Source organism: Candidatus Viridilinea mediisalina (assembly GCF_002532535.1).
Taxonomy (GTDB): domain Bacteria; phylum Chloroflexota; class Chloroflexia; order Chloroflexales; family Chloroflexaceae; genus Viridilinea; species Viridilinea mediisalina.
Window position 1 is genome coordinate 1 of sequence record NZ_NQWI01000047.1, and the last position, 18786, is coordinate 18786.

Annotated in this window: 14 protein-coding genes and 1 rRNA gene; 9 read left to right on the forward strand and 6 right to left on the reverse strand. The window is 58.5% G+C overall.

Going from position 1 to position 18786, the window contains the following annotated elements:
* A 16S ribosomal RNA gene (locus CJ255_RS11360) occupies positions 1-61 on the forward strand; the annotation flags it as partial.
* 169 nt (positions 62-230) lie between these two features.
* On the opposite strand, the gene acuI is transcribed toward CJ255_RS11360, so the two are convergent.
* Entirely contained in the window at positions 231-1226 is a 996-nt protein-coding gene (gene acuI, locus CJ255_RS11365) for an acrylyl-CoA reductase (NADPH) (RefSeq protein ID WP_097644221.1), read from the reverse strand.
* 299 nt (positions 1227-1525) lie between these two features.
* Between acuI and CJ255_RS11370 the strand changes: the two genes are divergently transcribed.
* The 3 genes from CJ255_RS11370 to rraA are packed head-to-tail and all read left to right on the forward strand — an operon-like array spanning position 1526 to position 3836.
* Entirely contained in the window at positions 1526-2293 is a 768-nt protein-coding gene (locus tag CJ255_RS11370) for a VOC family protein (protein WP_097644222.1), read from the forward strand.
* Positions 2294-2335: 42 nt separating this feature from the next.
* Positions 2336-3349, forward strand: a complete 1014-nt coding sequence (locus CJ255_RS11375) for an inositol monophosphatase (protein ID WP_097644223.1) — start codon at positions 2336-2338, stop codon at positions 3347-3349.
* Positions 3350-3362: 13 nt separating this feature from the next.
* Positions 3363-3836: a ribonuclease E activity regulator RraA gene (rraA, locus tag CJ255_RS11380; RefSeq protein WP_097644224.1), complete on the forward strand. Its 474-nt coding sequence runs from the start codon at positions 3363-3365 to the stop codon at positions 3834-3836.
* Positions 3837-3997: 161 nt separating this feature from the next.
* On the opposite strand, the gene CJ255_RS11385 is transcribed toward rraA, so the two are convergent.
* Positions 3998-4753 carry an expansin EXLX1 family cellulose-binding protein gene (locus tag CJ255_RS11385; RefSeq protein WP_097644225.1) on the reverse strand — a complete coding sequence of 252 codons (756 nt, stop codon included), beginning with the start codon at positions 4751-4753 and terminating at the stop codon, positions 3998-4000.
* Positions 4754-4843: 90 nt separating this feature from the next.
* Here CJ255_RS11385 and CJ255_RS11390 point away from each other — a divergent pair, with 90 nt between their 5' ends.
* Together CJ255_RS11390 and CJ255_RS11395 are read left to right on the forward strand one after the other, a co-directional pair.
* On the forward strand, positions 4844-7393 hold the full coding sequence (locus CJ255_RS11390; protein WP_165774673.1) for a PAS domain-containing hybrid sensor histidine kinase/response regulator family protein: 2550 nt from the start codon (positions 4844-4846) through the stop codon (positions 7391-7393).
* A 128-nt stretch (positions 7394-7521) separates the two neighbouring features.
* Complete coding sequence (locus CJ255_RS11395; RefSeq protein WP_245863331.1) at positions 7522-7926, forward strand: LysM peptidoglycan-binding domain-containing protein; 405 nt, start codon at positions 7522-7524, stop codon at positions 7924-7926.
* 250 nt (positions 7927-8176) lie between these two features.
* On the opposite strand, the gene CJ255_RS11400 is transcribed toward CJ255_RS11395, so the two are convergent.
* Complete coding sequence (locus CJ255_RS11400) at positions 8177-9091, reverse strand: bifunctional riboflavin kinase/FAD synthetase (protein WP_245863332.1); 915 nt, start codon at positions 9089-9091, stop codon at positions 8177-8179.
* Between the two features lie 382 nt (positions 9092-9473).
* On the opposite strand from CJ255_RS11400, the gene dhaL reads away from it, so the two are divergent.
* Positions 9474-10100 (forward strand): dihydroxyacetone kinase subunit DhaL, encoded by a 627-nt coding sequence (gene dhaL, locus CJ255_RS11405; protein WP_097644228.1) that lies wholly within the window; start codon positions 9474-9476, stop codon positions 10098-10100.
* A 119-nt stretch (positions 10101-10219) separates the two neighbouring features.
* Here dhaL and CJ255_RS11410 read toward each other — a convergent pair whose 3' ends face one another.
* Both CJ255_RS11410 and CJ255_RS11415 read right to left on the reverse strand, forming a co-directional pair.
* On the reverse strand, positions 10220-12094 hold the full coding sequence (locus tag CJ255_RS11410) for a VanW family protein (RefSeq protein ID WP_097644229.1): 1875 nt from the start codon (positions 12092-12094) through the stop codon (positions 10220-10222).
* Between the two features lie 81 nt (positions 12095-12175).
* The gene (locus CJ255_RS11415) at positions 12176-12667 is read right to left on the reverse strand and encodes an NUDIX domain-containing protein (protein ID WP_097644230.1); all 492 of its coding nucleotides are present in this window, start codon (positions 12665-12667) and stop codon (positions 12176-12178) included.
* 292 nt (positions 12668-12959) lie between these two features.
* On the opposite strand from CJ255_RS11415, the gene CJ255_RS11420 reads away from it, so the two are divergent.
* Both CJ255_RS11420 and CJ255_RS11425 read left to right on the forward strand, forming a co-directional pair.
* Entirely contained in the window at positions 12960-15254 is a 2295-nt protein-coding gene (locus tag CJ255_RS11420) for a DUF8754 domain-containing protein (RefSeq protein ID WP_174714067.1), read from the forward strand.
* Positions 15233-16543 carry a wax ester/triacylglycerol synthase family O-acyltransferase gene (locus tag CJ255_RS11425; protein WP_097644231.1) on the forward strand — a complete coding sequence of 437 codons (1311 nt, stop codon included), beginning with the start codon at positions 15233-15235 and terminating at the stop codon, positions 16541-16543. Before CJ255_RS11420 ends, CJ255_RS11425 begins: the two co-directional genes overlap by 22 nt.
* Before the next feature lie 144 nt (positions 16544-16687).
* Here the strand turns inward: CJ255_RS11425 and CJ255_RS11430 are convergent, their stop codons facing one another.
* Positions 16688-18613 (reverse strand): heavy metal translocating P-type ATPase, encoded by a 1926-nt coding sequence (locus tag CJ255_RS11430; RefSeq protein WP_245863333.1) that lies wholly within the window; start codon positions 18611-18613, stop codon positions 16688-16690.
* Positions 18614-18786: the final 173 nt, after the last annotated feature.

The window sequence follows — 18786 nt, forward strand, 5'->3', positions numbered from 1 at the left end:
GACTGGGACGAAGTCGTAACAAGGTATCCGTACCGGAAGGTGCGGATGGATCACCTCCTTTCTAGGGAGCAATCCCATATTGCTAGGCTGATGCACATAACCACATTTCATTTGTTAAGATGTAGCCCAAGGGCCGTGTAGCGTTTGCTACACGGCCCTTGGGCTGTTTCGCCTCTCGACGGTGGGAGGATGCGAGGGAACCTGGTTCCCTCGCGCACCCTACCTGTCCCCTACCTATTTACGTCTACCACAATGCGCCCGCGCACCCGCCCCTTGGTGATCGTTTCGCTGTAGTTGGGCACTTCGGCCAAGGGAATCACTTGGGTCATGTGGTCGAGCAGGGCCGGATCAAGCTCACGGCTCAGGCGCTCCCAGGCAACCTTGCGCTCGGCAAGGGGCACGAGTACCGATTCAACCCCGATCAGGCGCACGCCACGCAGGATGAAGGGGAAGACCGATGTGGTAAACTCGATCCCGCCAGCGTTGCCGCAGGCCGCAACGACGCCGTCGTAGGCCATTGAGCGGAAGATGCCGCCTAGTGTGGCCCCCCCAACCGTGTCTACTGCGCCAGCCCAGCGCTCCTTCTCCAACGGCTTGCCTGGTGCGCTAAAGGTTGCGCGGTCAATCACTTCGCTCGCACCGAGGCTCTGCAAGTAGTCCGCCTCGTCGGGTCGCCCAGTGGAGGCTACAACCCGGTAGCCCGCTTTGGCCAAGAGGGCGACTGCTACACTGCCAACTCCACCGGCAGCACCAGTAACGACGACCTCACGGTTGCTTGGGGGTAAACCATGACGTTCAAGCGCGATCACACAGAGCATTGCGGTGAGCCCGGCAGTGCCAATGGCCATAGCGCGCTGGAAGCTCAGCCCCGAGGGTAAGGGTACCAACCATTCGGCCTTGAGCCGGTTGAGTTGGCTGAAGCCCCCCCAGTAGCGCTCGCCAACGCCCCAGCCAGTGAGAATGACCTCATCGCCGGGACGATAGTCGGGCGAAGCCGATTCGACCACCGTACCCGCAAAATCAATCCCAGGGGCCATTGGGTTCATCCGCAGGATTTTGCCCTTGCCCGTCACGGCCAAGCCATCCTTGTAGTTGAGTGTCGAATAGGCCACCCGCACCAGCACCTCACCCGGAGGAAGGCTATCTTTACTTAGGTCGCGCAACTCCACACTGCGCCCCGCTGCGCTCTCCTCGACCACGAGGGCCCGAAATGTCTCATCGCTCATTGCGAAACCTTTCATGTACGCTTTGACATTATTGATTATGTGGCTACTGCAAAGGTGTTTGGTATTATACCATTTCAGATTGTAGATTGTAGATTGTAGATTAGGGCTGCCGCCCTACAACCCGCTTTGGGGCTACGCCCCAAACCCCCGCCGGAGGCTAAACGTAAGCGGCCTCATCGCGTATAATACCGATTACCCTTGAACATGCCGCATTAGCAAGAACGCGAAAGCCCATTGGGACGCCATGTTCGGCAATCTGCAATCTGCAATCTACAATCGTAAATGGTATAATAGGAGCCATGATCCAGGCGATTGACCATGTGGTGATTTTGGTGACCGATCTGGCCGAGGCCATCCATGATTATGAGGCACTCGGTTTTCGGGTGGTGCCAGGCGGCGAGCATACTGATGGTGCGACTCATAATGCGCTCATTAGTTTTGCTGATGGTACCTATCTGGAACTGTTGGCCTTTCGCCGTGAGGCGCAGGGTCATCGCTGGTGGCCCCATGTTGCTGCGGGTGAAGGTTTGATTGATTTTGCGCTCTTGCCCCAGGCGATTGCCGTTGATGTTGCGGCGGCGAAGGCCCGTGGCCTGCATCTTGTTGGCCCGTTTGAGGGCGGGCGTATGCGCCACGATGGGGTGCAGATTACCTGGCAAACCGCCTATGGGCGTGCGGCTGAGTTGCCCTTTCTCTGTGGCGATGTGACGCCGCGTGCCCTGCGTGTCCCCGATGGTCTAGCCCATCAGCATCCCAATGGTGCGGTGGGTATTTTTCGCATCACGGTGGCAGTGCGCGATCTGGAGGTGAGTGCAGCGCGCTATGCGGCACTGATTGGCCGTAGTCCTCTGATTGAACCGGGACGCCGCCTCTTTAAGTTGGGGCCGGGCTATGTTGTGGTGCAGTCCACCGAGCCCGAGCTTGTCGAAAGTGCTACGGTACTCGATCATCTCGAATTCCGCGGCCAAGGGCCAGCCGCTCTTGCGTTCCGCCGCGACCGACTCGCGGCGATTCCGCGTGTCCTCAATCCGGGTTTGAGCCATGGGGTGCGGATGATTATTGCGTAATACCATTTACGATTGTAGATTGTAGATTGCCGAACATTGAACATGATCCCTCACACCGACCAATTACTCACGCTCATCCTTGAGTTGCAAGCGCAGATCCGCGATGCGGTGTTGAGCGCGTGTGCCGCCCACGCGCTCGAGGATTTGGCTGGCGTAGCCGAAGATGACGCGGCGGGTGATACGATCTATGCCGTGGATCGGGTCAGTGAGGAGCTGCTCGTGACCTTCTTTGCCGAGCGGGTAGCGCCCATGTGGCCTCTTATCCTCTTGGCTGAGGGGTTACCGCCGCAGGGGGTGACGCTGCCCCACGGGCTTGACCCCGAGGCTGCGCTGATCCGTGTGCTGGTTGATCCGATTGATGGCACCCGTGGCCTAATGTATCAGAAGCGGCCCGCGTGGGTCTTGACTGGCGTTGCGCCCAATTGCGGCCCCAATACACGCCTGCAAGATATTGTGCTTGCTGCGCAGACAGAAATTCCGCTGGTGAAACAGCACCTCGCTGATGTACTCTGGGCCACCAAAGGCGGGCCACTGCATGCCGAACGGCTCAATCGGCTGACGGGCGAACGCTGGCCGATTACGTTGCGGCCTTCACGGGCAACCAGTATTGCCCATGGGTTTGCGACCGTTAGCCGTTTCTTTCCCGGAGTGCGCGAGCCACTTGCAGCCGTAGATGAGGCGCTTGTGCGGGCAATCTTGGGCCCGCCTCAACGTGGCAAGGCCCACTGCTTTGAAGATCAGTATATCTGTAGTGGGGGCCAACTCTATGAACTAATTGCTGGTCACGACCGCTTTGTGGCCGATCTGCGCCCGTTGCTTGAACCCTATCTCGCAGCACGCGGTGAGGCGCTTGGAATTTGCTGCCACCCTTATGATCTCTGTACTGCCCTGATTGCCCAACAAGCGGGCGTGATCTTGACCGATGCCCATGGCGCTCAACTAGATGCCCCCTTGGGCATTGAGGCTGATGTGGGTTGGATTGGGTATGCGAATAGGCATATTCAGGCTCAGGTGGAAGCGCCATTGCAAGCGGCGCTGCAAGCGATTGTCTTTTAGGGAAGGAGTAGCTATGGATTTCAAGACGACCGATCTGTCCGATGCCCACCCCGAGGTACAAGTAGGCGAGCCGTTGCTTCACCATATTGGTGGTTTGCGGGTGTTTGGAGGCCCCATCGAGACGCTCAAGGTCTTTGAAGATAATGCGTTGGTGCGAAAAACTCTTGAGGAGCAGGGTGAAGGGCGCGTACTGGTGGTAGATGGTGGTGGTTCGTTGCGCTGCGCCCTACTTGGTGATCAGTTGGCTGAACTGGCGCTCGCCAATGGCTGGGTGGGGGTAGTAGTGCATGGGTGTGTGCGCGATAGCGCCGCACTGGCCCAGATGCCGTTGGGGGTATTGGCGCTTGCGGTGCATCCGCGCCGCAGCATCAAGCGCGGTGATGGCGTGCGTGGCGGTACGCTCCACTTCGCTGGCCTGACCCTTACGCCCGGTTTTTTCCTCTATGCCGATGCTGATGGGGTGATTGTTTCGGAGCATGCGCTGTGATGCTGTCTGAAAAGCTAGTGGGCACACGCTGGAGTGCCGGCTTTAGCCGGCTAAAGCCGGCACTCCAACACCAGTTTATAGAAGCCTCTTAGACGGCGCTAAAGCGCCTACTACCAGCGGGTTTTGGGGCTTCCCCAAACTTAACGTAATGCGTATGGGTGTCATGGCCCTCGTGGAAACTGCGCTTGGCCTGCGGTCTCACGGTTCTCGATCAACGGAATCCCGTGATCGATCAACACATTTCCGTACCAATCTGTAACCCGTAGCGTATAGGGCCCTGGCCCCATCTGTTCGGCTACGAAATAGTTGTAGTCTTGGCGTACCATTGGTCGCCACTGACCTGAGCGGTCGCGGTACTCCATGCTGGTGATCGGGTTGCGATGGTGGCGCACCTGGATCGCCGTCCACCACTGGTTACTGCCCGGTTTCATATGGTAGCTAATTGGTCGGTTCAGTTCTGGGCTCACCACGCGCCACGTAATCGGCACAAAGCCGCGCTCCATGGGCGCAATGCGCGCAAAGGCTTGACGACTCAGATCGAGATGCCCGCTGCTACAGATCGCGTCGGGACACTTGTCTACAATCCGCACCACAACGCTGCCCTGTTCACCAAAGACCTCCACATAGGCCCCGCAGTAGACAGCCGCTGGCCCGCGTGCTGGATTGCCGAAGCCATAGTCCTCGTGGCTAATGGCGGCAACCATCAGGTCATGGGGCGAGGGGCCAAACATGCAGTTGCCATCGCCGGTTGCATCGTAGTAGGTGGCATTGCCACTCCGTAGCTCGTTCTCCGCTGCTGCTGGTGTGTGTACAAGCGGTAAAAAGAGGCGATACTGACCGCGACTCTGCACCTGTGTACTGGCAAACAAGCCTACCAAGAGTAAGAGACAACTTGTTAGCAACCAGCGATTGCTCATAGCATGCCTTTCCACAAAGGGCAAATACGTCGTACAATGAAGAAGGCAACCTGCCTACCTAATAACCTACAACCTACTCCCATCGGCTCTATGAACGATTCTACCACACCTCATTCAACCGAAGTAGCCTTAGCGCAACAACTGCGCTATGCCGAAGCCTTGGCGCAATGCTCCCGCATTCTGCTGATTGAAGGCACGAACGCCCCTAAATGGGAGCCCGTGGTTGAGCGGGCGCTTGCAACCCTGCGTGATGCGCTTGATTGCATGCGTATCGCCTTGCGCCTCTATCTGTCCCTTGATGGTCTGGTGCAACTGCCAGAAGCTACGGTTTTTGTACAAACACCAGAGGCTTCTTTGACTCCAAAAGTTGTCCATAAATTTGATGCTATCCCCGATCATGTTAAAGTGGCCATGATCGCTGGCGAAGCGCTGCACGGACGAATTGAAGATATCTTTCCCGCCGATAGTCCTGTTGTCAAGAATCTTGCCCCCTACATCAAAGACTTTCTAGTGCTTGGTTTCTATGTCAATAGCCTTTGGCGCGGTCATATGGCGGCGAGCTATAGCCACAACGAAGCAGGTTCATGGAACGAGTCAAACATCCGCTTCTTGCGTACCGCCATGGAGATGATTGGTGCTTTTGTTTATCAATGGGAGACAGCCAATGCACTGAGGGCGCGCGAGATTCAACTGCGTGCCTTGAGCGATAATTTGCCCAATGGCTTTATCTACCAGTACCACTTTGATCATGATGGTCGCCCCCAGTTTATCTTCCTGAGTGGCGGGGTGCAGGCGTTGCTGGGGATTAGTCCTGAAGAGGTCTTCGCTGATCCGAGCGTGATCCATAGCTTGATTGCCCCCGAAGATTGGGAGCGCTTCGTTACTGCCGAGCAGCGTGCGCTGCACGAGATGGGCCTCTTTTCCGAAGTATTGCACCATATCCTGCGCGATGGCAGTGAACGTTGGCTCTATATCAGTTCGCGCCCACGTTATCTCAGCGATGGCTCGATTCTCTGTGATGGGGTAGCCTTTGATGTAACCGTGCAGCAATTGGCCGTGCAAGAGTTGGCCCGCGCCCGCGATGACGCTGAGGCGGCCACACGGGCCAAGTCGGCCTTTCTGGCCACCATGAGCCACGAGTTGCGTACCCCGCTCAATGCGATCATTGGCATGGCGGATCTATTGCAAGACACCAATCTGAACGAGGACCAACAAGCCTTGACCGATACCATTAGTACGGCTGGCCAAGCGCTCTTGACGATTATCAATGATATTCTTGATGCCTCGCGCATCGAGGCGGGCTACCTAGAGTTGAATAATGCTCCCTTTGATCTGCACCAATGCCTTACGACGGCGGTCGATCTGGTAGCCTACGATGCCCAAAAGAAGGGGCTTAGGCTGACAAGGAGTATTGATCCGCAGTTGCCCCGTTATGTGCAAGGCGATGAACCACGTCTACGCCAGATTTTGCTCAATCTGTTAAGCAATGCGGTAAAATTTACCAACCAGGGGGGGGTAACGCTGCACGCTGGGCTGGAAAGTGGCACTGCGGCACATGCCATGATGCGTATCCAGGTGCAAGATACCGGCATTGGGATTGCTGCCGAACAGCAGCACCTCATCTTTGAACCTTTTGTCCAAGCTGATAGTAGTACGTCACGGCGCTATGGTGGTACCGGGCTTGGCTTGTCGATCTGCCAGCAACTAGTTACGCGCATGGGTGGGCGCATTGAATTGACCAGTCGGTTGCATGAGGGTTCGACCTTCACCCTGTTCCTGCCCTTGCCGTGTGTACAGGCCCCCAACATGCCCGCCTCGCCGCCCCTGCCTGCACCCCAAACACTGCCTTCGCTCCATGTACTCATTGCTGAAGATAACCTTGTCAACCAAGAACTTATTCGGCGCATGCTCGAAAGGTATGGTCACCGTCCCTACGTGGTGAGCGATGGTCATGCCGCTGTTGCTGCCGTACAGCAGACAACCTACGATGTCATCTTGATGGATCTGCAGATGCCTGAACTCGATGGCATCACCGCTACCACCCAGATCCGTAGCCTTGGCAGTACCATTCGTCAACCCAAGATCATCGCGCTGACAGCCAACATCCTGGATAGTGTCCGTGAACAAGCCTTCCAAGTTGGAATGAATGGCTTTCTGACCAAGCCGGTGCAACCACAGGAGCTCCAGCAGGCGCTGGTCAGCCTTGCAAGCGTCGCGGTCGCGGATGAAGACGTTCCTGCTGAAACCAAACCATTGATTGACTGGAAACGCTTTGATGCGCTGCTGAGGGGCATTGGGCAGCAACAGACAACGATCTTTGCTACGATTGTTGATCTTTTTGTACAAGATATTTTACCACAGATTATCAACATCGAACAGCTTATGGCCGATCACGATTATGCCCAACTGCGCCGTAACGTTCACCGCTTACGCGGAGGTTGCCTCCAGATTGGCGCTCAGGCTCTCGCCGCGTTGTGTTACGCCATCGAACAGAGCGAGGAGCCTGTTGAAATTGAACACCTCGTGAGTCGTTTGCGCCCCTGCTATGACGATACGCTGGCACTGTTGCATATGCGTTTGCAAAGCATATCTGCCGCCGCTACGCATCAAGCTACGCCCCACTGCGGGGGCGCGGGGTAGATGCAGCCATTCGGATTGAATTGAGGGTTGCCGCAGACAAAGGGCTTGACAGAGCGCTAAAGGCTGCGTAGAATTTAGAGATTGATTGTGCTGTGTGTCACAGAGCTATATACTGAGGAATGATCACTGTGTATGTCGCTACGCGCTTATTGATTGCATCACTAGCCCTTATCGCCTTGGTCGCATGCATTCCTGAACCGCCCCAGATCATGTTACCAACACTACCTGCGGTTCTTGACATCACCCCTGCCCCGCCGCTCGATATTGATGCGACCGCGACCGCCCTCTCTTCAGTCGTATTGCCGAGCCCGACGGCTGCGGCACTCTACACCGTGCAACCGGGCGATACGCTCAGTGATTTAGCAGCGCATTTTGCGACCACTGTGGAAGAGTTGGTGGCCGCCAATGGTTTGACCGATCCAAATGATCTCCAGCCTGGTCAAAGCCTGATCATTCCCTCCTTGTTGCCCACGCCTGCGCCTGCAAGTGCAAATCCAGATACCACGCCAACGCCAACGCTGGCAACGCCATGATGCCATTTTTGATTGTAGATTGTAGATTGTAGATTGTAGTGTAGATTGTAGATTGCCGAACTTGGTATAAGAAGCTGTCTGAAAAGCCGGGGGCACACGCTGGAGTGCCGGCTTTAGCCGACTGAAGCCGGCACTCCAACGCCAAACCATAGACTTTTCAGACAGCCTCTAAGGGTAAGGTTTCGGGCTACATGCCAGCAGGTAGAGCCGCCCCAGCGGGGCGGCTTCGCTTTGCCCCAGCGGGGCGGCTCTACAAGAGCATCTGCGCGTGGCTTACATCCTGCTTGATCTGCTTGACGAGAGCCTCAATGTTGGGGAATTTTTGTTCGCCGCGCAGGTGGGCATGAAATTCAAGGCGTAGGGTTTGACCATAGAGGTCACCACTCCAATTGAGCAGGTAGGCTTCAACTGTGCGACGCAGGCCATCAAAGGTGGGGCGCACCCCGATGTTGGTGACGGCGGGAATGTCGGTGCCGTCTAGGATGGCATGGCAGGCATAGACCCCATCGGCAGGCAAGATCTGCTCTGGGGGGAGCGCAAGATTCGCCGTGGGGAAGCCAATCGTGCGCCCGCGCTGGTCGCCTTTGATCACGCGCCCGCACAGGCTGAAGGGGCGGCCCAGCAGCGTCATGACCTCGCCTACGGCACCGTGGGCGAGGAGGTCGCGGATGCGCGAAGAACTGACAGGTTGGTCGGCAGCGATCACCTTGCTGACTGTCCCCACAGCAAAGCCAAATTCCATGCCAATCAGCATCAGATTGGCCACATCACCCGCTCGCGCGCGGCCCATCGCAAAACCTTCGCCAACCCAGAGTTCGCGTAGTGGCTGCGCGGCCATAATCTGAGCCATATAGCTACTGGCGCTGGTCGCCATTGTTTCACGCGTGAAGGGGGCAATAATCAGGCGGTTGGGATTATAGCCTGCAATGAGGTCAATCTTCTCAGCAAGGCTCGTGAGCAGACGAAGCGGTTGGTCGGGGCGCAGCACCGCATAGGGATGGGGCTCCCATGTGAGTACGGCGCTGATCAAGCCAAGGGCGGCGGCCCGTTCTATCGTTGTTGTGATCAGGCGCTGATGGCCAAGGTGAAGTCCATCAAATTTGCCCATCGTTAGCACCGCAGGGCGGGCAAGACTATCTGGTGTAAGGGCGCGGACAATTTCCACTGCTACTCTCCGGGTGGCAATTCTGGTGCGTAGTGTACCATACTAGAGGAACAGAGGAACAGTTGAACGGAGGAACAGTTGAACAGTTGAACAGTTGAACAGGGTGCGGTAGCCACGGTGATTGCCTTGCCACAAACATCTCTGTGTTCTCTGTGTCTCTGTGGTGAAAACCTCTGGATCTCTCCTGCGGTGAAAACCTCTGGATCTCTCCTGCGTGGAATCATTACGTTGTGCCTCCCGTGTGTATAATGGGGGATAGCTAGACCATAGGGGCATAACAGGAGAGGCGTGTGTGTGTCTGCAACCCCGCAGACTCCGGTTGTGCCGTTCTGCGCGAACCGATGAAGTATAAAATGTACCAGCATATCGTGTTGGATGGGCTATGATCACAACCACTGCAATGCTTCGTAATTGGCTACGCCATGCCGCTGCGCTCATCCATGAACATCGTGAATTGTTGACTGAACTCGATTGCACCCTGGGAGATGGCGACCATGGCCTCAACCTTGATCGGGGCTTTGTGGCAATTGTTGGAACGCTTACGCATGACACAGAGATGTCGGCAGATAAGGTGCTGCATGAGGCGGGGATTCGCCTGATTGCCAACGTGGGTGGGGCGAGTGGTTCACTCTATGCCGCTGCCTTCTGTTCAGCCGCACAGGCAGTGGCGGGCCACCAGAGCTTGCAGGCAGCCGATGTTTTGACGCTGATGCGTGCCTTCCGCGATGGTATTAGCACGCTTGGGAGTGCCAAGGCGGGAGATAAGACCATGCTCGATGCGCTGAATCCAGCAGTGACGACGCTCGATACAGCTCTTATGCGTGGGCGTACGCTCAGTGCTGCGTTACATAGCGCAGCGGCAGCGGCCCAAGCGGGGGCTGCTGCAACGATGCCCCTGGTAGCTCGCCGTGGACGTGCTGTCTATGTGGGCGAACATGCCCGTGGCCACCAAGACCCCGGCGCAACTTCAGCAGCACTGCTTGTCTTGGCCTTTGCTGAGGTGATGTAGGTTGCAGATTGTAGGTTGCAGATTGTAGGTTGCAGATTGTAGATTGTAGATTGTAGAACATAGCGTCCCAATGGGCTTTCGCGTTCTTGATGATGCGGCATGTTCAAGGGTGATTGGTATCACCGTCCCGTTCCACGCACATAAATCGTTGGCCAGGGCTTAAACTCGGTGGGGAAGGTGTCTTGGGCAACAATTTGGCCATTGTTGCTGATGGTGCGGTAGACCTCTACCCTAATGCCTGCAATCGCAACGTCGCTGCGCTGGAAGTAGCCCCGTGGCCTCGTTGGGTCGTCTATATAGACCGGCTCGCGTGGTGGGGGGGTGTTGGCAAGCACGCGGTGGCTGTAGGTCACTGTGCGTCCGGTTGGTGGCCCATAGAGTGCTACGCTGAGCCGTTGGCGGGTGAGGTCTACATAACTCTCCATGAGCAACCACGCGCCGGTGTCGTTGCGGAAGCGCACATCGTTGTAGGGGGTGAAGATGGCCGCATCGAGCCCTGGTGGTTCGCCCAATTCTTCGTACCAGCGGATGCGGAAGGCGTGGGCATGGCGCTCACTAATGGGCAATCCGCCAAAGAAGGCCGCCCGAAAGACCGTTGTTGAGACTTGGCAAAGGCCGCCGCCCCACTCTTGTTGGGTGCGGTTGTCTACAATGGCTAAACCTTCAACAAAGCCGTTGGCTGCATCTACTGGGCCGAGTTGGGTGTTGAAGGAGAACTCGCCACCCGGCGGAATGAGGACGCCGTGCATACGGCGGGCTCCGGCGCGGATGTTGGTGATGCGGTAGGCTTCCGAGCGTGCAAAGGAACTCACGCCCACGCCTACCTGCTGGCTGATGCCCAGGCTTGCGAGGTTGCGCTCGGTGACGGGCGGCGGAATGGGTTTGATTGGCAGGTGCAGGCTGCGTTCGCTGCCCTGAATCGCTACGCTCACCGAGGCCAGCGCCTCGTCGCCATCAAGCCCGCGGCCCGGCTGCCCCGGCTGGGTGATCTGTAGGTTGCCGCCGTTCCAGGCGACCAGCGGGAGTGTGCCTTCTTCGCGTAGGGCTGCGGCGATGGGTTGTAGGGCGCTGCGGATTCCCGCCGGATCAAGGTTGACGAGGAATGAGGGCCGCCCATCGGCGGTTGTGATGGGCCGCAGGGTGAGCCATGTGGCAATCTGGGCGGGCGTCAACTCCCAACTGCACCCACGCGCCGCACAGGTACCCGTATCGCCGTAGAGCGTCACCGGGCCACTGAGTAAGAGGTGGAGTTCTTCTGCTACGGGGGCAATATCGCTATCGCGCACACTTGGTTCTAGCGTGCGGGTACGCAGTGCCAACGAGCGTGGTTCGAGGCGTTGCACCACCGCCGTTAGATCGGCGAGGGTCTCATCAATCAACACCTGCGTCCCCCATGCCTCCGTCTGCACCAGAACCTCCGGCCCCTCAAGGCGTAGATCGGCAGCGCGGGTTGGTTGCTCCACCTCAGCCGCAATGTGCAACAGGTAGCCCTGCATCACCGTCTGGTCTACCTCTAGGCGCAGGGGCAGATCAAAGCCCTGCTCCCAAACGGCCATCGCTCGCCGCAGATTGGTGAGCCGCTCATCGCCCCGTCCGAGCGCAAAGGCTTCGTGCAGGGCCGCATCCACCTGGAGGCGCAAGCCAAGCTCTGCGGCAGAAGGAGACCAGCGCTGCTCGCCATACTGCAACTCAACCGGATGGCGCAGAAACTCGCCATAGTTCCGTTCAAGTTGGGCTTGAGCCTGATCGAGACTCATGCCGCCGACGGCGATGCCGCGCACACTAATATTAGGATAAATGCGCCGCGCCAATTCCCGTTCTGCCAGCATAATGCTGAGTACTCCAACTAGCGCCACGAGGGCCACGAGGGTACCCAACACCAGCAGCCACTCCACAAGGCCACGGATGGGCCGCCAGCGCCGTCGTCGGCGTGGTGGCCTGGGAAGCTCTGCGAGCGCTTCGCTTAGGGCTTGTTGGTGGACTCTGCTTGACATGGGGGTCTAGGAAATAGGAAACTAGGAAATAGAAAATAGGCAGTGTGGTGCCGTTCCTCCGTTCCTCCGTTCCTCCGTTCCTCACGATCGGCGCGCAAAAAAGCGGTGAACCATCTCGGTATGTAGGGGGAAGGCCAACTCAGTTGGTGCGGTCAGAACAAGGCGAGTGGCCGCTTCGCGGTTGGGGCGGAAGGGGGGCAGATCGGCGGCGTGGAGCTGTGGCCCCAGGCCAAAGACGAGCAGGTAGCCATCAGGGGTGCTACGGGTTCCAAAATCGGTCATCTGGTCGGGCGTAACCGTCACACCAGCCTCTTCGCGTAACTCGCGGGCAGCAGCCTGTTGCCACTGTTCTTGGAGTTCGATAAAGCCCCCCGGCAGCGAGAGTTGGCCTTGGCGCGGCGCAGCGGCGCGGCGGATGACCAACAGCCCATCGTCAACCGGCTGGAGGACGAGTACTACCGGCAAGGGATTGCGGTAGGTGGTACTGCCACAGTTGGCACAGACCCGCGGCCAGCGTTGACCGTCGAGAAAAGGGTGACCACAAAACGAACAGTAGCTATGCTGGCGATACATGGGACTGGGCTCCATAACGTGTAGGCAGACAGATGAATTGCGTTGATTATACGCTATCTTGGGGCTCTTTGTTGGGTGCATGCGCGGGAACTATGTTCCCGCACGCCCCCTTATGACCTTTGGTTAAGAGCTTGCTACCGAGGTTAAAGAAACCTTATCGAACGATTCCCTAACCCGCATGCTACAGTGACCGCGAGTTATCCTTACGTGAGAGGTTGGGGGAGGCGAAGCCTGCCCAAAAAAACTCTTTTTGTTCGGTGCCGTGAGGCGAAGCCTTGTCTAAGGTGTTATTGTGAAGCGTATTCTCATTGTTCATAATGGTGATGGCACGGGCACGCAGACGGTTACGCTGCTCGATCAGCAGATTGAGGTGCGCCGGGTGGGGTGTGCTGGCGATCCGGCACGGGCTCGTGAGCTGATTCGTGCTGCTGACGGGATGCTGGATGCGATTGCCCTTGAGGGGTTGCCCGCCCGCTTGCGGCTTGGCCATGCGCTGCGGGCCTATCCACTTGGCCAAGAGTTGGTCGCGGCGGCTCAGCAGACGCCTGTGGTGGATGGTTCGGGTGCCCGTGCGATGCTGGAACGCTGGGCGGTCACGCTGGCCGACCGTGCCCAGCCCGGGATTTTTGCCCAAAAACGGGTGCTGATGGTGCCCGGCTTGAACCATGAGGGGCTGGGGCAGGCACTAGGACGGCGTAGTGCCACGGTGCGCTATGCCGACCCCATGCTCTACTTTGGGGTTCCGGGGCTGCCGGGTGTGGGCAGTCGCCCGATGCTCGATAGCCTCGCCGGGCCAACTCTGGAGCGCATGCGTGAGTTTCATGTGGGCCAATTGCTGCGCCCCTACCCCAAAACCCGAGGGACCGCCTCGCCCGCCTTCCGCTGGGCCGATCTGCTTGCTGGCGATATGCGGATGATCCGCGATTGGGCTCCTTTGAACCTGAAACGGAAGATCGTGGTGGTTGAATCGGCTCTGCCCGACGATCTCACCGATCTGCGCCATCGCGGTACGTCGCTGGTGGTTACGCTCTACGATGCGCTCTTCACGAAGAGTGTGGGTTGGCGCTGGTCGGCGGCGGCGGTTGAGGCGCTGCTGGTGGCGTTGCGTCCCGATCCGACTGCGCCACTGAGTGAGGACACTTACCTCGATCTTTTGGCTCAACTCAATTGGACACCGCAGATTCATGCGCTGCAACCAGGCGAGGCGGGGATCAATCGCTATGCGTTTGTGATTCATCCTTTGAACGCGGCTTTTATTCGCAAGCATAAGTGGTTTGCCTGGACCCGCAAGTTGCCCGATGGTCTGGTTGAGGCGGTGGCGGCCCAGTTTCCACCGCTCTACTTTGGGGCAATTCGCGGCGGTGTGTCGGTGGCTACCGGCCAGCGCATTGAGGGCCACCTGATCAGTTTGGGGGCGACGCCGCGCCAGATGATGCGCCATGATGAGCGCTTTACTTATAAGCGGCTCAATGTGGCTGCCCGTATGGCCGAACGGATCGGGGCGCGCATTATGGGCCTCGGTGCTTTTACGAGTGTGGTGGGCGATGCTGGCATTACGGTTGCCCACGAGGCTGATATTGCGATCACGAGTGGCAATAGCCTTACGGTGGCTGCGACGCTCGAAGCGGCCAAGCAGGCGGTACTCAAGATGGGGGCCACCGATCTTGCCCGTGGGCGTGCGATGGTGATTGGGGCCACCGGCTCGATTGGGGCCGTCTGTGCGCGCCTCTTGGCGCAGGCGATAGGTGATGTTGCCCTTGTTTCGATTGAACCCGAAAAGCTGATTGCGCTCAAACGGCTGATTGAGGGCGAAACCCCTGGCGCGAAGGTGACGATTGCGACCCAAGCTGAAGATTTGGTGGAGGATTGTGATCTGATTGTGACGGCGACCTCGGCGTTTGGGCAACGCATTATTGATATTAGCCGCTGTAAGCCCGGTGCGGTCATCTGCGATGTTGCCCGTCCGCCCGATATTAGCCCGGCTGAAGCGGCTCTGCGCCCTGATGTGCTGGTGATCGAAAGCGGCGAGGTGCGGATTCCGGGCCTTGATGATGTGGGCCTCGATATTGGCTTGCCCCGTGGGACCGTCTATGCCTGTTTGGGTGAAACGGCGCTGTTGGCGATGGATGGCCGTTTTGAGGATTATACGCTGGGGCGCAACATTTCAATGGAGCGCGTCAAGGAGATCTACCGCCTCTTTCGGAAGCACGGCTTCCAACTGGCCCCGTTGCGCTCCTTCGACAAGTATGTGACCGATGAGGATGCCGCGCAGCGCCGCGCCATCGCCGCCAAGCTGTTGGCCGATCCGGCCCTGCTGGCCAAAACCCGCGCTGAAGCGCGCGCTCAACTGGAACGCTTGCCCCGCATGGCCAAGGGTGTCCGTGAATCGCCCTTCGCTGAAGTCCAACGCAACCTGCGTGAATTCGCCACCCGCGCCTTTGTTGGGCTGACTGGGCGTACACGCCCGCCTAATCCGTCAACCCAACCCGAAGAGGAGGTTCGAGGAAGACCTCGGCGCAACCCCCGCGCACCCCGCTGGCTAGTGTTGATGCTGCGTGGTTGCATATGGACGAGCCGAACAATTTGATGGTGATTACGATTGCGCTGCTCTTTGATCAGCGTCTCGATTACCAGCAACTGCGTGCAACTGTCGAAGATCGGCTCTTGCCCTTTGAGCGCTTTCGCCAACGCATCGTCCATCAGCGCGACCAGAAGCCCCACTGGGAACTCGATCCGCGCTTTATGCTCGCAGCCCATCTGCATCGCTATGGGCTGCCTGGCGCTGGCGGGGACGCGGAGTTGCGCGAGTTGCTGGGCGAACTGATCAGCACTCCGCTCGATCCGACCCGCCCGCTCTGGAAGTTTTTCCTGATTGAACACTATGGCGATGGCTGTGCCCTTGTGTTACGGATTCACCACTGTATGGCCGATGGTATGGCGCTGATTGCCATCTTCAATGCCTTTCTTGATCAGCCAATTAGTGACCAAGTAACCACGAGTCTCGCGCCTGCCAGCGAGCCAGCGTCTGGCCCCTTTACCCAGGCGGTCGAGACGATCAGCACCGCGTTGCGTACCACCGAGCAGATTGTGCAGCGCGGCTGGGGCTGGATCAGCCATCCCGAACGGGCCATCAGCCTCTTGGGCAGCGGTGCGGCGGTGTTGACCAAGCTGGCCCTGATGGGGCGGGACGCCGACAGTATGCTCAAAGGCGAACTCTGCGGCCTCAAACGTGCCGCTTGGTCCGAGACGGTGGCCCTCAGTGAGATCAAGGCGCTTGGCAAGCACCTTGGCGGCACAGTGAACGATGTGATTCTCACGGCCATCAGCGGGGCCTTGCGCCGCTACATGGCGGCCCATGGGGCCAGTATTAGCCCACGAGGGCTGCGAGCCGTGGTGCCAGTGAACCTGCTGCCGCCAGGGGCAACCTCCAATGGCGGCAACAATTTTGGCTTGGTCTATGTGACCCTGCCGGTCTGCACTGACGATCCGGTGGAGCGCATGGCGCGGCTGCGGCGCGAAATGGACGCGATCAAGGCTTCACCCGAAGCCTACATCGGCTATGGGGTGATTAGTATCTTGGGCAACCTGCCTGCCGACGTGGAGCAGACGCTGCTCAGTTCACTGAGCGACATGGCGAGCATGGTGATCACCAATGTACCCGGGCCGCGTGAGACCAATACGTTCATGGGCCACCCGGTGGCCCGCGCTATGTTCTGGGTTCCCGAATCGAGCAAACTCAGCCTGGGCATCAGTATCCTGAGCTACGCGGGCAAGGTGCAGGTCGCGGTGGTGGCTGATGCGAACGTGATGCCCGATCCAGAGGCTTTGGGTGCGGCGGTGGATGCCGAATTTGCTGAGTTGTTTACTTTGCTATAAGGGTGTGTGAGGGAACCAGGTTTCCTCAGAAGCTATCTGAAAAGCTAGTGGGCACGCGTTGGAGTGCCGGCTTTAGCCGGCTAAAGCCGGCACTCCAACGCCAGTTCATAGAATGTTCAGACAGCCTCTCACACACCCTACCCGCTACTTCAACACAAGGAGGCGCAAGCCATTCAAGACCACCAGGATGGTGCTGCCCTCGTGCCCAATGACGCCCATGGGCAGCGAGATGCCAACCGTGAGGGTGGCCAAGATCAGCACGATGACGACGGCGAGTGCGAAGCTGATGTTTTGCCAGACGATGCGCTGGGTGCGTTTGCTCAGGCTGATGGCGTAGCTAATGGCACTCAGGTTGTCGCGCATCAGCACCACATCGGCGGTCTCTAGGGCGGCATCGGTACCGGCTGCGCCCATGGCGATCCCGCTGGTAGCGGCGGCGAGGGCTGGCGCATCGTTCACGCCGTCGCCTACCATCGCCGTAGCGCCATAACGCTGCTCCAGTTCCTCAACGATCCGCAGCTTATCTTCGGGCAATAGGCTGGCATGCACCTCGTCGAGGCCGAGGCGTTGGCCTAGAGCTTGGGCCACCTTGGCGTTATCGCCGGTGAGCATCACGATCCGTTCCACCCCGGCGGCACGCAGGGCCGCAATCTGGGCTGTCGCTTCAGGGCGCTCACGATCCATCAGGGTGATCAGGCCGAGCCAGCGTTCGCCACGGGCAACGAGCAGGACGGTGCCGCGCCCGGCGCTTTCGAGCCGTTCGACCTCAGCAAGCAGGTCGGCGGGTACGCTCTGCCCCAAGTGGCGAAAGAGCTTGGGCGCACCCACGAGGGTTTCAACCCCATCCCAGGTGGCCTGGACGCCCATGCCGGTGATCGCTTGGAAACGCTCAGGCTCACTGGGGGTATGGCCATGATCGGCACAGTAGGCCACCAGCGCCTGGGCCAAAGGATGTTCACTCTGGCACTCGGCGCGGGCAACCACAGTCAAGAGTTCGTCATTGGTCACACCGGGTTGGGGCAGGCAATCGGCCACCTCCGGGCGACCATAGGTAAGCGTGCCGGTCTTGTCGAAGGCCACGACCTTGACGCGGCTCAGGGCTTCGAGGTGGGCACCGCCTTTGAACAGGATGCCGCGCCGCGCCCCGTTGGCAATCGCACTGAGCAGTGCGGCGGGCACGCTGATCACCAGGGCACAGGGCGAAGCAACCGTCAGCAGCACCATGCCACGGTAGAAGTTGTCGCTAAAATCAACCCCAAACATGGGCGGCATAAGCAGAATAAAGAGCGCTACCGCACCAATCACACCCATCGCATACCACTGTTCAGCGCGGTCGAGGAAGCTCTGTGTATTGGCCTTACGCGCCTGGGCCTCACTGACCATGCCAATAATGCGTGCCAGCGTACTCTCCTCGGCGCTCTTCGTGACCTGCATATCGAGCGCACCACTCTGGTTGAGCGTGCCGGCCAACACAGTCGCGCCAACGCCCTTATGGATCGGCATCGCCTCACCCGTAATCGCTGCCTCATCAAAACTACCCGTACCCTGCACAATAACCCCATCGAAGGGCACGCGGTCGCCGGGGCGCAGCACCACCAGATCGCCGATGGCAATCTGATCGAGCGCCACCTGCTGCACCAGCCCCTCACGCCGCACCGTCACCGTATCGGGGCGCAATTCCAGCAGGGCTGCAATCGCATTGCGCGTCCGATCCATAGCATAGGACTGCAAAACATTGCTGAGTGAAAAGAGAAAGAGCAGAATAGCCCCCTCTGTCCACGCATCGAGGTAGGCGGCCCCAAGTGCGGCCAGCACCATAAGCAGGTCAACTTCAATCGTATATTCACGCAGAGCTTCAATAATCGCCCGTACAGCATAGAAGCCACCGAAGCCATAGGTCGCCAGATTGACCGCCAAGAGCAGGCGTGGATCAACCTCAAGCCGCCCCATGATCACCCCTGCAACAATACCGACGAGGGTCAGCACGACAAAAAGCTGCTCAAAGAAGGTATCATTCAACTGGATGCGTCGTTCGGTGTGGGTGTTGGTGGTTGGTGAAAGCATGCTCATGGCTGTCCTCCTGGTACATAGTAGTTCTATTTCAAACTACTATGTACAGTGTACCGTTTTGAGCAGTGGTTGTCAAGGGGGCATGAGTGAGTGATACCAAATCCGATAGCCGATAGCTGATAGCCGGACTCTGAAAAGCTAGTTGGCATGCGTTGGAGTGCCGGCTTTAGCCG